General features: G+C 52.3%; 11 protein-coding genes. 4 read left to right on the top strand and 7 right to left on the bottom strand.

The features are described 5' to 3' along the window. Positions 1–215 precede the first annotated feature (215 nt). Positions 216–920 carry a FadR/GntR family transcriptional regulator gene (locus OGV77_RS08965; protein WP_043018832.1) on the top strand — a complete coding sequence of 235 codons (705 nt, stop codon included), beginning with the start codon at positions 216–218 and terminating at the stop codon, positions 918–920. 1 nt (position 921) lies between these two features. Continuing rightward, entirely contained in the window at positions 922–2,349 is a 1,428-nt protein-coding gene (mdtD, locus tag OGV77_RS08960) for a multidrug transporter subunit MdtD (protein WP_075145437.1), read from the top strand. On the opposite strand, the gene rbsR is transcribed toward mdtD, so the two are convergent. The 7 genes from rbsR to kup form a co-directional block, all read right to left on the bottom strand. Next, positions 2,315–3,307 carry a ribose operon transcriptional repressor RbsR gene (rbsR, locus tag OGV77_RS08955; protein WP_087050730.1) on the bottom strand — a complete coding sequence of 331 codons (993 nt, stop codon included), beginning with the start codon at positions 3,305–3,307 and terminating at the stop codon, positions 2,315–2,317. The genes mdtD and rbsR overlap by 35 nt on opposite strands. A gap of 3 nt (positions 3,308–3,310) precedes the next feature. Beyond that, positions 3,311–4,240, bottom strand: a complete 930-nt coding sequence (gene rbsK, locus OGV77_RS08950) for a ribokinase (RefSeq protein ID WP_047407672.1) — start codon at positions 4,238–4,240, stop codon at positions 3,311–3,313. A gap of 141 nt (positions 4,241–4,381) precedes the next feature. Further along, positions 4,382–5,272, bottom strand: coding sequence for a ribose ABC transporter substrate-binding protein RbsB (gene rbsB, locus OGV77_RS08945; RefSeq protein ID WP_003023760.1), 891 nt, complete (start codon positions 5,270–5,272; stop codon positions 4,382–4,384). Positions 5,273–5,296: 24 nt separating this feature from the next. After that, positions 5,297–6,262, bottom strand: a complete 966-nt coding sequence (gene rbsC / locus OGV77_RS08940) for a ribose ABC transporter permease (RefSeq protein WP_043018828.1) — start codon at positions 6,260–6,262, stop codon at positions 5,297–5,299. A 5-nt stretch (positions 6,263–6,267) separates the two neighbouring features. Beyond that, complete coding sequence (gene rbsA / locus OGV77_RS08935; RefSeq protein ID WP_003023764.1) at positions 6,268–7,773, bottom strand: ribose ABC transporter ATP-binding protein RbsA; 1,506 nt, start codon at positions 7,771–7,773, stop codon at positions 6,268–6,270. A 7-nt stretch (positions 7,774–7,780) separates the two neighbouring features. Beyond that, positions 7,781–8,200 carry a D-ribose pyranase gene (gene rbsD, locus OGV77_RS08930; RefSeq protein ID WP_043018826.1) on the bottom strand — a complete coding sequence of 140 codons (420 nt, stop codon included), beginning with the start codon at positions 8,198–8,200 and terminating at the stop codon, positions 7,781–7,783. Between the two features lie 192 nt (positions 8,201–8,392). Next, the gene (gene kup / locus OGV77_RS08925) at positions 8,393–10,261 is read right to left on the bottom strand and encodes a low affinity potassium transporter Kup (protein ID WP_075145440.1); all 1,869 of its coding nucleotides are present in this window, start codon (positions 10,259–10,261) and stop codon (positions 8,393–8,395) included. Between the two features lie 330 nt (positions 10,262–10,591). Here kup and ravA point away from each other — a divergent pair, with 330 nt between their 5' ends. Both ravA and viaA read left to right on the top strand, forming a co-directional pair. Further along, a complete protein-coding gene (ravA, locus tag OGV77_RS08920; protein ID WP_047407695.1) occupies positions 10,592–12,088 on the top strand; it encodes an ATPase RavA in 1,497 nt (498 codons plus the stop codon). Then, the gene (gene viaA, locus OGV77_RS08915; RefSeq protein WP_043018823.1) at positions 12,082–13,533 is read left to right on the top strand and encodes an ATPase RavA stimulator ViaA; all 1,452 of its coding nucleotides are present in this window, start codon (positions 12,082–12,084) and stop codon (positions 13,531–13,533) included. Before ravA ends, viaA begins: the two co-directional genes overlap by 7 nt. Positions 13,534–13,536: the final 3 nt, after the last annotated feature.

Below are 13,536 nucleotides of genomic sequence, written 5' to 3'. Positions count from 1 at the left end.
GCTTGTAATCCGTTGTTCCGTGTCAGTGGAGGCGCATTATAGGGAGTTATTTCAGGCTGACAAGGGGAAATTTAAAATAACTTTCCGAGTGCGTGTTTTTTCATCAAAACCATCATTAACATGCCATAAAATAAGCAAATTGCCGTTTTTGCAGCCGCAATCACATTTCCTAGTGGCATACTAATGAATAAGAAAATAAGTAAGGAAGAACATTCATGCCGTTAAATGCCCAACAGCTAGCCGCACAGAAAAACCTGTCCTACGTTCTGGCCGAAAAGCTGGCTCAGCGAATATTAAAAGGTGAATACGCACCAGGCGCGATATTGCCTGGCGAAATAGAGCTGGGCGATCAGTTTGGCGTGAGTCGCACTGCGGTAAGAGAAGCGGTAAAAACGTTAACGGCAAAAGGTATGGTATTACCGCGCCCGCGTATTGGTACACGCGTCATGCCGCAAGCAAACTGGAACTTCCTCGATCAGGAACTGCTCACCTGGTGGATGACGGAAGATAATTTCCCACAGGTCATTAAACATTTTCTGGTGATGCGTATCAGCCTGGAGCCTCAGGCGTGTTCACTGGCGGCGACCATAGGCACGGCAGAACAGAAAGCGCATCTCAACACGCTGATGGAAGAGATGGTCGAGCTGAAAAGAAACTTCAGACGCGAGCGCTGGATTGAAGTTGATATTGCATGGCATGAACACATCTATGAAATGAGTGCGAATCCGTTCCTTATATCCTTTGCATCACTGTTTCATTCCGTTTACCAGACCTACTTTACTTCTATTACCTATAACGACGTGGTTAAACTGGATTTGCACCAGGCCATTGTTGATGCAATTGATGATAGCGATGGCGATCGCGCCTTCACTGCCTGTCAGGCATTGCTGATAGCACCAAACGTGCTACCGGATAAATAATATGTCAGAAAAGAAATCACGCAGTATGGCCGGGCTGCCGTGGATAGCCGCCATGGCCTTTTTTATGCAGGCACTAGACGCCACAATCCTCAATACCGCCTTACCCGCAATAGCACATAGTCTTAACCGCTCTCCGCTCGCCATGCAGTCGGCTATTATCAGCTACACCCTGACGGTCGCCATGCTTATCCCGGTGAGTGGATGGCTGGCAGACAGGTTCGGCACCCGGCGCGTCTTTATGATTGCCGTTAGCCTGTTTACATTGGGATCGCTGGCCTGTGCGCTGTCCAGCTCCCTAAGCGAACTGGTGATTTTCCGCATAATTCAGGGCATCGGCGGCGCCATGATGATGCCCGTTGCCCGTCTGGCATTATTGCGAGCTTACCCCCGCAGCGAACTGCTTCCCGTGCTTAACTTCGTAACCATGCCAGGACTTGTAGGGCCGATTTTAGGTCCGGTATTGGGCGGTGTACTGGTCACATGGGCTAGCTGGCACTGGATATTCCTGATTAATATTCCAATTGGCGTGGCAGGTATCTTCTATGCACGCAAATATATGCCGAACTTCACCACGCCGCGCCGCAGTTTTGATATGACCGGTTTCTTTCTGTTTGGTTTGAGCCTGGTGTTGTTTTCCAGCGGGGTAGAGCTTTTCGGTGAGAAGCTTGTCGCAACCTGGATAGCGCTTAGCATTATTCTTACCAGCGTTTTGTTACTGCTTGCCTACATTCGCCATGCGCGTCGTCACCCAACGCCGCTGATATCGCTTCCTATATTTAAAACCCGAACCTTTTCTGTCGGGATCGCCGGAAACCTCGCCACTCGTCTGGGTACAGGGTGCGTGCCTTTCTTAATGCCGCTGATGTTGCAGGTAGGCTTTGGTTACCCGGCGCTGATAGCCGGTTGCATGATGGCGCCAACGGCACTGGGATCAATACTGGCGAAATCAATGGTGACGCAGGTACTGCGCCGGCTCGGCTACAGGACCACACTGGTCGGCGTTACGGTGTTTATCGGCCTGATGATTGCGCAGTTCGCGCTGCAATCTCCCGCCATGCCGGTCTGGATGCTGATCCTACCGTTGTTCATTTTAGGTATGGCGATGTCCACCCAGTTTACCTCAATGAATACTATCACTTTAGCAGATCTGACCGATGAAAACGCCAGTAGCGGCAACAGCGTGCTGGCTGTCACTCAGCAGTTATCAATCAGTTTAGGGGTCGCCATCAGCGCCGCCGTTCTGCGAATCTATGAAGGTATGGAAGGAACCAATACGGTCGAGCAGTTCCACTACACCTTTATAACGATGGGCGCTATCACGGTAGTGTCTGCGCTGATGTTCATGCTGCTAAAAGCCAAAGATGGACGCAACCTGATTAAAGAGCGACATAAGCCTAAACCGACCCCCGCTCCATCAAAACAGGAGTAAGTTGCAGGCGCTGCTGCTGCAATGCGGGCTGCGCCATCCGATGAATTAACACATCGATGGCCAGTTCGCCCAGTTCATCTTTTGGTTGGTGAATGGTCGTCAGGGGTGGCGTCATATAGCGCGCCAGCTCGATATCGTCATAACCCACCACCGCCATATCCTGCGGAATACGCAATCCCGACTGGTACAGAGCCTGATACGCGCCGACCGCCATTGCATCATTGCCGGTAAAAACGGCCTGCGGTCGCTGTTTATGCGATAGCAACGTTTGCATAGCTTCAAAGCCGCCGCCGAACTCAAAGTCACCGGTAATCTCGTAGCCTTCCGGGACAGGCAAGCCCGCCCGCTTCATGGCCGCCCGATATCCTTCCAGACGTAAACGCGCCGGAGTTTTATCCAGCGGCCCGGTAATGCAGGCAATGCGCGTAAAGCCTTTTTCGATAAGATGTTGCGTGGCTAAATCCCCGCCCAGCAGGGAGTTATCCTGAATCAGATCGCTTTCACCATCAAAAGGCGACCAGTCCATCATCACGGTTGGTATAGAAGGATAACGCTGCATTATCTCTCTGGAAGGCTGATGTGTTTCCGTACAGAGCAGCAGCAAACCGTCCACGCGTTTTTGCATCAGCGTTTCCAGATTACGGTTCATGCGCTGTTCATCGCCTTCGGTATTGCACAGCACCAGGCTGTAACCGCGCTCAAAACAGCTACGTTCAACGCCGCGCACCAGCTCAGAATAGAAGGGATTGGTACTGGCAGTGATTAACATGCCAATAGTGCGGGTCTGGTTTAACTTGAGACTACGCGCCAGCGCGGAGGGGGCATAGTTAAGCTCTTTAATCGCCGCTTGCACTTTGTCTGTGACAGACTCACTGACAAAGCGATCTTTATTAATGACGTGAGAAACCGTCGACGTGGAAACACCCGCCAGGCGGGCGACATCCTTCATTGTAGCCAAGCGTTACCTCTGCTGACTTAAAAACGCTTCTATTTCTTCGCGCCATGGAACGGAAGGCTGCGCACCTTTACGAGTGACCGCAATCGCCGCAGCGGCATGTGCAAAACGGATAGCTTCAGGCAGCGGGGTCTCTTCCAGTAACGCTGTAATTAACGCGCCGTTAAAGGTATCCCCAGCGGCAATGGTATCAACAGCGTCAACTTTAAACCCTGGCACACGCTGACCTTCACCCTTTACGCTGGCCCATACTCCGCGACTGCCTAAGGTAATCAGTACCGTATCGATCCCCTTCGCGTGCAATGCCTGCGCCGCTTTGGCCGCGTCTTCATCGTTTTCGACCCGGATCCCCGTCAGCTTTTCAGCCTCGGTTTCATTCGGGGTAATAATATCCACCAGCGCCAGCAGTTCGTCAGAAAGTTCACGTGCCGGAGCCGGATTCAGGGCAACCGTGGTCTTATTTTGATGTGCAATCTTTGCCGCAGCCAGTACGCTTTCGATCGGCGACTCTAACTGCATCAGTAAGGCTGACGCCTGCGCAATACGCTCATGCTGTGCTTCCACCAGAGCTGGCGAAAGCGCTGCGTTCGCACCAGCATGAATACCGATGACGTTCTCGCCTTCACCATTCACAAAAATCAACGCCACACCGGTCGATTCCCCCGAAATTACGCTAATCGGCGCAATATCGATATTATCTTTTGCTAACTGTTTACGAACACTTTCGCCAATATCATCATCGCCCGTACAGGCAATAAATGCGATATTCGCGCCACTACGACCCGCAGCAACAGCCTGATTCGCGCCTTTACCGCCAAATGCGACCTGATAATGGCTACCGGTTACGGTTTCACCAGGTGTCGGGAAAGAATTAAGATTAAGGATGTGATCGGCATTGATACTGCCAAGAACAACGAGGTTGCCTGCGGTTTTCATATTTGGTGTTCCAAGTCAAAGTGCGCCACCGGGTTAGGGTGGCGCGTGCCCTGCTTTTCTTTTTACGCTTTCATCCCCAAAACCAGATACGGGGATGGCGTATTTATGTCTCCATCAGGCCGCGAGCGACCTGAATCGGTATTACTGCTTGATGACCAGCTTCAGGTCAACCGGATATTTAGCCTGAACCTTCTCGCCTTTCAGGACCTTATCCGCAGTCTCAACGCCTTTGGCGCCGATCTGATCCGGCAACTGAGCAATGGTCGCAGCCAGTTTGCCATCATTTACTGCTTTTTCGCCATCTGGAGTGCCGTCAAATCCAACCACCATCACATCAGATTTACCCGCAGTTTGCAGTGCGCGCAGCGCGCCAAGCGCCATTTCATCGTTCTGGGCAAATACGGCCTGCACGTCAGGATGCGCGGTCAGCAGGTTCTGCATGACGTTCAGACCTTTGGTGCGGTCGAAGTCTGCCGGCTGGCTGGCCAGTACGTTAAATTTGTGTGCCGCAACGGCCTGCTGGAAACCTTCGCCACGCTCACGCGCCGCTGAAGTACCGGCAATACCCTGCAGTTCGATAACTTTAGCGCCTTCACCTGCTTTCTTCGCGATGTAATCACCCGCGATTTTGCCGCCCAACACGTTATCAGACGCAATGTGGCTTACCACTTCGCCTTTGGACGCAACGCGGTCAAGGGTAATAACCGGAATTTTAGCCTGGTTAGCCATTTTCACAGCGTTACCAACAGCATCAGAGTCGGTCGGGTTGATCAGCAGAATTTTAGTTCCACGAACCGTTAAATCCTGAACGTTAGCCAGCTCTTTAGCCGGGTTGTTCTGTGAGTCCAGAATCACCAGGTTGTAGCCCAGCTTATCCGCCTCTTTTTGCGCCCCATCCTTCAGAGAAACAAAGAACGGGTTGTTGAGGGTGGAGACCACCAGCGCAATGGTATCTTTCGCCATCGCATTCGCGCTCACGGTGGCGCTCAGCGCAACAGCAGAAACCAGGGTAGCCAGTTTTTTCATATTCATATTTAAGATGTCCTGTAATCGTTGTTACTGCTTTTTGTTGTCTACCAGTACCGCCAGCAAAATCACCACCGCTTTAACGATCATCTGGTAATAGGAGGATACACCTAACAAATTCAAACCATTATTGAGGAAACCAAGAATCAATGCGCCGATCAGCGTCCCAACAATACGTCCTTTACCACCCGCCAGGCTGGTACCGCCTAACACTACCGCTGCGATAGCATCCAGCTCATAGCCAGTGCCTGCCGTTGGTTGCGCAGAGGAGAGGCGCGCTACTTCAATGATGCCCGCCAGCGATGCCAGCAGACCGCACAGTGAGTAAACGATAATTTTGATTTTACTGACGCTGATACCGGACAGACGCGTTGCCGCTTCGTTACCGCCCAGCGCATAGATATAACGGCCCAGACGAGTGTGGTGCAGCATGTACCACGCCGCGAGGAAGACAACCCCCATGATCCACACAGGCGTCGGGACGCCTAACGGACGACCAATACCAAACCAGCCAAACAGATCGGCATTATCAGTAAACCCGGTATTTACCGGACTGCCGTTGGTGTAGACCATGGTTACACCGCGCAGCAGCAGCATCATCACCAGAGTTGCGATAAACGCCTGCACACGGCCTTTCGCAACAATCACCCCGGTGACTGCGCCAATGGCAGCGCCGAGCGCCAGGGCCGCAGCAACAGCCACCAGCGCATTGACTTCAATCCCTACAATCGAAGCCGCAACCGCGCCGGTAAGCGCCAGCAAGGAACCGACTGACAGATCGATACCCGACGTCAGGATAACCAGCGTCATGCCGACGGCCATGATGGCGTTCACCGACGTTTGCTGGAGAATGTTGAACAGGTTATTAACGGTAAAAAAGTTAGGGCTCATGGTAGAAACAATCGCGATCAGCACTAGCAGAGCGATGAGCGACTTTTGCTCCAGAAGCCATGCTTTAGTGAAATAACGGCGACCAGAAACAGCCTGGGTAGTCATCTTTTTTACTCCTGATTCACGCGATTAAGCTTGCCCACAGCGGCAGCCATTAATACTTCCTGAGTGGCCTGCTCGCGAGTGAACTCACCGCCGAGATGCCCTTCATGCATAACGATAATTCGATCGCTCATGCCCAATACTTCTGGCATCTCAGAGGAGACCAGAATGATGCTCAGCCCATCGGCCTTAAACTGGTTGATAAGCTGATAGATTTCTTTCTTGGCCCCAACGTCAACGCCGCGCGTTGGTTCATCAAGGATCAGGACTTTGGGTCGAGTCATGAGACCGCGCGCAATGGCCACTTTCTGCTGGTTACCGCCGGAGAGCAGGCCGATAGCCTGTTCCATCGACGGCGTTTTAACATTGAACAGACGAATAAAATCACCTACCGCCTGCTGCTCATCTTTATGCTTCAGGCTTCCACCGGCGCGGCTGAAATAGCGCAGCGCGGTCAATGACATGTTCTCTTTCACCGACATGCCCAGCACTAAACCATCGCGTTTACGGTCTTCAGAAATATAGACGATGCCGTTAGCCAACCCATCCTGCGGCGAACGGGTAACAACCTCATGGCCATCAAGCGTGACGTAGCCGCTGGTGCGTGGCAATGCGCCGTACAACACTTTCATCAGCTCGGTACGTCCGGCTCCCATCAGCCCTGATACGCCAAGGATCTCGCCTTTACGCAGCGTGAACGAAACATCATTTACGCCAGGGCCACACAGATTATCGACCTTCAGGCGAATATCACCCGGCGCTTTTTCCAGGCGCGGGTACTGATCTTCCAGCTTACGTCCCACCATCATTTCAATCAGCGAGTCTTCGGTAAGCGAGGCGACTTCACGCTCGGCAATAAACTGCCCGTCGCGGAAGACGGTTACGTCATCGCAAATCTCGAAGATCTCTTTCATGCGGTGAGAAATATAGACAATGCCGCGTCCCTGGGATTTCAGTTCGCGAATGACGCGGAACAGAGATTCAGTTTCAGTATCGGTGAGCGCATCCGTCGGTTCATCCATAATGATGACCTTCGATTCAAAGCTCAGCACTTTGGCAATTTCGACCATCTGCTGATCGCCAATCGACAGCTCACCGACCAGCCTGTCGCTTTTAAAGCGCAGATTGAGTTTGGCGAGCAGCAAATCGGCTTCGGCGTACATCTTTTTCCAGTCAATTTTGCCAAAGCGATTCACAAACTCGCGGCCAAGAAAAATGTTCTCGGCGATAGTGAGTTGCGGGATCAGGTTCAGCTCCTGGTGGATGATACCGATTCCGGCTTCCTGGGAGGATTTCGGGCCGTTAAAGGTGGTCTCTTTCCCCAGCCACAATAAAGAGCCGGCATCACGGGTGTAGATCCCGGTCAGCACTTTCATCATGGTGGATTTGCCCGCGCCGTTTTCGCCCACCAGCGCCATTACGCGGCCTGGATAGACATTCAGCGCAGCGCCGGATAGCGCTTTTACGCCCGGGAACGCTTTATCGATCCCTTTGAGTTGCAGTAATGCGTTCATGATGGCCTCAGAACGTGACGCCAGCACAGAGAATGATATTCGCATACGGAGAACACTCTCCGCTGCGAATTACCGCCTGACTGTCTGCGGTTTGTTTTTTGAATTGTTCATGCGTGGTGTAACGAATTTCAATGGTGTTTCCCTGGTGTTGTTGCAGTTGCTCAATGAACTTAAGCAACGTTTCGTGGAGTTGCGGATTATGTTGTTTAATTTCCGACGCGAGAATGGCCGCCTCGACCTGCATTTCACGTGTAACCACATCCAGTACCTGCATAAAAGAAGGTACGCCCTGGGTTAATGCCATATCAATACGCGTTGTGCTGTTCGGGATGGGTAAACCTGCATCACACACCACCAGCGTATCGGTATGCCCCAGACGGGAGATCACCGTTGAAATTTCAGAGTTGAGTACCGTGCCTTTCTTCATTTTCTTTCCCCACTAGCGAAACGTTTCGCTGAAGATAAGTGTAGTGTGAAGAGTGGACAGAAAACCACCGTGACGTTACGAAAATGTGATCGTCATCGAAACGTTTCGCAAGGATTATCATTCGATGAAATGAAAACTGAGAGGGACAAAACAAAACGCCCCCTTTCGCGATGAAAGAGGGCGTCGATGAGATTAAATCTCGACCTGAGTACCGAGCTCAATAACCCGGTTCGGTGGGATTTCAAACTGGTCCGGCGCGCGCAGCGCGTTGCGCTGTAGCAGCAGATACAGCTTGCCGCGCAGACGCAGATACCATGGCCGCTTGCCGACAATCAACGACTCGTGCGACATGAAGAAAGAGGTTTCCATCATTCTACAGCTTAAACCTTCCAGACCGCAGCGATGGAACACTTCCTCAACGTTCGGCGTTTCGCGCCAACCGTAGCTGGCCACCACGCGCCAGAAGGTGGGCGATAATTGCTCAATCTGCACCCTACGCACGTTGTGAACATAGGGCGCATCTTCCGTGCGCAGCGTCAGCAGAATAACGCGCTCATGCAGCACCTTGTTATGTTTGAGGTTATGCAGAAGCGCAAACGGGATGACGTTCAATGCACGAGACATATACACCGCCGTTCCCGGCACGCGTACCGGTGGAGATTTCTCCAGAGAGGCAATCATCGCCTCCAGAGAATTGCCGTGCTCATGCATGCGACGCAGCAGACGGAAACGCTCGCTTTTCCAGGTGGTCATGATGGTGAACATCACCAGCCCCAGCGTCAGAGGCAGCCAACCGCCGGAAATCAGTTTATCGAGGTTCGCGGAGAACAGCGGAATATCGACGCACAAGAACGCCACCAGGATCAGGAAGACAAAGTATTTATTCCAGTGCCAGTTTTTGCGCGCCACGGTGGTCGACAAAATTGAGGTCAGCACCATCGTTCCCGTCACCGCAATTCCGTACGCAGCGGCCAGATTACTGGAGTGCTCAAAGCTCACAATCACGATAACCACCGCAAAATAGAGCATCCAGTTAACGAAAGGAATGTAGATCTGGCCAGATTCCATTTCCGAAGTATGAATGATACGCATCGGTGACAAATACCCCAGACGCACGGCCTGACGCGTCAGCGAGAAGACGCCAGAGATAACTGCCTGTGAAGCGATGACCGTTGCCAACGCGGCGAGGATCAGAAGCGGTATCAACGCCCAGTCCGGCGCCAGCAGGAAGAACGGGTTTTTGATCGCTTCAGGATGCTTTAACAGCAACGCCCCCTGACCAAAATAGTTCAGCACCAGCGAAGGTAATACCACGGAGAACCAAGCCAGGCGAATCGGCAACTTACCGAAGTGGCCCATATCTGCATACAGCGCTTCAACACCGGTGATCGACAGCACCACCGCACCCAGCGCTATAAAGGACAACGTTTTGAATTCGAGGAAGAAATGCACCGCCCAATACGGATTGAGCGCCTGCAGCACTTCCGGATTGCCAATAATACTGCGTACACCTAATACCGCGAGCGTCAGGAACCACAGCAGCATAATCGGCGCAAACAGCTTACCGACCATGCCGGTACCGTGTTTTTGAATCAAAAACAGCAGGGTCAGCACGATTATCGAGAGCGGAACAATCCAGGTGTCCAGTTGCGGGGCAACTATCTCCAGACCTTCAATCGCCGACATCACCGAGATGGCAGGTGTTATCACCACTTCTCCATAGAAGAAGCTGCCGCCAATCAACCCCATAATCACCAGCATGGAAGTGGTTCGCGCCGAGGTATTGCGCCCGGCCAATGACATCAGCGTCAGGATCCCGCCTTCTCCGGCGTTATCCGCGCGCATGACAAACGTCAGGTATTTAATGGAAACAACAAAGATAAGCAGCCAGAAAATCAGCGAGAGAAAGCCAAATACGGCATCACGTTCAACGCCAAAACCAAACTGGCCGGACAAACATTCACGAAGCGTATAAAGTGGGCTGGTACCAATATCACCGTAGACAACCCCAATGGCCGCAAGGGTAATCGCAGACAATGATTGTTTATTATCAGTGCTCATAGACTCGTCTTTCGTTTATACACATCATCTTTCAAGCCGCCTCCGCGTGGGCTGCATTCGTTATTCCCCCCATCCCCGGAGAAAACTCCATTGCCGCCTTGGTGCAGCTTGATTGATTTGGTGTATATATAAGAAATGTGTGCGTCGTCCCTTGGCCCACAAAAAGGCGCACAGTATGCACGATTAATCGCAAAATCGTACCCCTAAATGAGACCAGATTAATCTGGCTCAAAGAAAAATAAGCGCACCTTCAGTCTATTACTGCACTGGTGTGAAGCATCTATACTCGCAGTTTATGCAGTACATTTGGCGAAAGGACGCCACTTCATTATGGCTCACCCACATTTATTAGCGGAAAGAATTTCCCGTCTGAGCAATGCGCTGGAAAAGGGACTTTATGAACGTAGCCACGCTATTCGCCTGTGTCTGCTGGCTGCACTCAGCGGCGAGAGCGTTTTCTTATTAGGTCCTCCCGGGATTGCGAAAAGCTTAATTGCCCGCAGACTGAAATTTGCTTTTCAAAATGCTCGCGCCTTCGAATACCTGATGACGCGTTTCTCTACACCGGAAGAGGTTTTCGGCCCGCTGTCGATTCAAGCCCTTAAAGATGAAGGTCGCTATGAACGCTTAACCGCAGGCTATCTTCCTGAAGCTGAAATCGTCTTTCTCGACGAAATCTGGAAGGCGGGCCCGGCGATTCTTAACACCCTGCTAACCGCCATCAACGAACGCCACTTTCGTAACGGCGCGCATGAAGAGAAAATCCCGATGCGCTTGCTGGTGGCAGCCTCCAATGAACTGCCAGAAGCAGACAGCAGCCTGGAAGCACTGTACGACCGTATGCTGATTCGCCTGTGGCTGGATAAAGTTCAGGACAAAGCCAACTTCCGATCGATGCTGTTAAGTCAGCAAGATGAAAGCGACAATCCGGTCCCGGCGTCGTTACAGGTGACGGATGAAGAGTATAACCAGTGGCAAAAGGACATTGGCGCCATCAAGCTTCCCGATCGCGTGTTTGAGCTTATTTTCACGTTGCGCCAGCAACTGGACACGCTACCGAATGCCCCTTATGTGTCCGATCGGCGCTGGAAAAAAGCCATTCGCTTACTCCAGGCCAGCGCTTTCTTTAGCGGACGTGATGCCGTAGTACCTATCGACCTGATCCTGCTGAAAGATTGCCTGTGGTACGACGCGCAAAGCCTGAATCTGATGCAACAACAGCTGGAAATATTGATGACCGGACACGCATGGCAGCAGCAAGCCATGCTGACGCGACTGGGCGGTATTGTGCAGCGCCGCATTCAACTCCAGCAGCAGCAAAGCGACAAAACGGCGTTCACGGTGATCCGCCAGGGCGGCATGTTCAGCCGTCGCCCTCATTATGATTTACCGCCGGAAGCTACGTCTTCTGTCGTAACATTACTCCTGCAAAAGCCCTTAAAGCTGCATGACATGGAAGTTATCCATATTGCTTTCGAACGTGGCGCACTGGAGTTGTGGCTCACCAAAGGTGGTGAGATCCGCGGAAAATTAAACGGGATCGGTTTTGCCCAGACGCTGAACATGGAAGTGGATAGCGCGCAGCACCTGGTCGTGCGTGATGTCAGTTTACAAGGCTCTCGACTGGCATTGCCCGGTTCTTCACAAGAGAGTATGCCTGCAGAGATAAAACAAGAGCTCGAAGCACTTGATAACGAGTGGCACCAGCAGCACAGCGCATTTAGCGAGCAGCAAAAATGTCTGTTTATTCATAGCGACTGGTTAGGCCGCATTGAGGCCAGCCTGCAGGATGTCGGGGCGCAAATCCGCCAGGCGCAACAATGCTGACCCTTGATACACTCAACATCATGCTGGCAGTCAGTGAAGAGGCGATGATCGAAGAGATGATCGTCGCCCTGCTGGCTTCTCCAAAGATGGTGGTCTTTTTTAAAAAATTCCCCCGCCTCAAAAAAGCGATCGCTGAAGATATACCGCGCTGGCGTGAATCTTTGCGTAGCCGCCTTAAAGATACCCATGTGCCGCCGGAGTTGGCGGAAGAGGTCATTTGTTATCAGCAAAGCCAGCTCCTCTCTCATGCGCAGTTTATCGTCCAGCTTCCGCAAATATTGTCGCTATTGCACCGCCTCCATTCGCCGTGGGCCGGACAAGCGCAACAGTTGGTTAATGACAACAGCGCGTTTACGCCTGCCCTCCATACGCTTTTTCTTCAGCGCTGGCGCCTGAGTCTGGTGGTGCAAACCACAACCCTGAATCAGCAACTGCTGGAAGAAGAGCGCGAACATTTGCTCAGTGAAGTACAGGAACGGATGACCCTTAGCGGGCAACTGGAACCCGTACTGGCAGAAAATGACAACGCCGCAGGCCGGTTATGGGATATGAGCGCGGGTCAAATCAAGCGCGGTGATTATCAGTTGCTGGTTAAATATGGCGAATTCCTGACGCAACAGCCCGAACTCCAGCGTCTGGCTGAGCAGTTAGGCCGTTCCAGAGAAGCGAAATCCGTGCCGCGTAAAGATGCGCCAATGGAAACCTTCCGTACCCTGGTACGCGAACCGGCAACCGTACCGGAGCAGGTGGATGGCATCCAGCAAAGTGACGATATCCTGCGCTTGCTGCCGCCTGAACTGGCCACGCTGGGCATTACCGAACTGGAATACGAGTTCTACCGCCGGCTGGTGGAAAAGCAACTGCTGACCTACCGTCTGCACGGCGAAGCATGGCGCGAGAAAGTAACGGAACGTCCGGTGGTGCATCAGGATTTTGACGAGCAGCCGCGCGGGCCTTTTATCGTCTGCGTTGATACTTCGGGATCGATGGGCGGGTTCAATGAACAGTGTGCGAAAGCCTTTTGCCTGGCGCTAATGCGCGTCGCCCTTGCCGATAATCGGCGCTGTTTCATTATGCTGTTTTCAACAGAAGTGGTGCGCTATGAGCTGTCTGGTCCAGAGGGTATCGAACAGGCGATTCGTTTTTTAAGTCAGCGCTTTCGTGGCGGTACCGATATTGCCAGCTGTTTTCGCGCCATTATTGAGCGCATGCAGGGTCGGGAATGGTTTGATGCCGATGCGGTGGTTATCTCTGATTTTATCGCTCAGCGATTACCCGATGAGGTCGTCAGCAAAGTGGGGGAATTACAGCGGGTACACCAGCACAGATTTCACGCGGTGGCGATGTCTGCACATGGCAAACCCGGCATCATGCGCATTTTCGATCATATCTGGCGCTTTGATACCGGGATGCGAAGCCGCCTGCTCAGACGCTGGCGGCGTTAATTA

The sequence above is a fragment of the Citrobacter sp. Ce129 genome, assembly GCF_030334545.1.
Classification (GTDB): Bacteria; Pseudomonadota; Gammaproteobacteria; order Enterobacterales; family Enterobacteriaceae; genus Citrobacter; species Citrobacter europaeus.
This window is presented reverse-complemented; position numbering and strand designations above follow the sequence as displayed.

What these genes read in the sequence shown, in the direction of transcription:
- rbsK (WP_047407672.1), bottom strand. Translation starts at nt 4,240, where the DNA reads ATGAAAACCGCAGGCAACCTCGTTGTTCTTGGCAGTATCAATGCCGAT.
- rbsC (WP_043018828.1), bottom strand. Translation starts at nt 6,262, where the DNA reads ATGACTACCCAGGCTGTTTCTGGTCGCCGTTATTTCACTAAAGCATGG.
- mdtD (WP_075145437.1), top strand. Translation starts at nt 922, where the DNA reads ATGTCAGAAAAGAAATCACGCAGTATGGCCGGGCTGCCGTGGATAGCC.
- OGV77_RS08965 (WP_043018832.1), top strand. Translation starts at nt 216, where the DNA reads ATGCCGTTAAATGCCCAACAGCTAGCCGCACAGAAAAACCTGTCCTAC.
- rbsB (WP_003023760.1), bottom strand. Translation starts at nt 5,272, where the DNA reads ATGAATATGAAAAAACTGGCTACCCTGGTTTCTGCTGTTGCGCTGAGC.
- rbsD (WP_043018826.1), bottom strand. Translation starts at nt 8,200, where the DNA reads ATGAAGAAAGGCACGGTACTCAACTCTGAAATTTCAACGGTGATCTCC.
- ravA (WP_047407695.1), top strand. Translation starts at nt 10,592, where the DNA reads ATGGCTCACCCACATTTATTAGCGGAAAGAATTTCCCGTCTGAGCAAT.
- rbsA (WP_003023764.1), bottom strand. Translation starts at nt 7,773, where the DNA reads ATGAACGCATTACTGCAACTCAAAGGGATCGATAAAGCGTTCCCGGGC.
- kup (WP_075145440.1), bottom strand. Translation starts at nt 10,261, where the DNA reads ATGAGCACTGATAATAAACAATCATTGTCTGCGATTACCCTTGCGGCC.
- viaA (WP_043018823.1), top strand. Translation starts at nt 12,082, where the DNA reads ATGCTGACCCTTGATACACTCAACATCATGCTGGCAGTCAGTGAAGAG.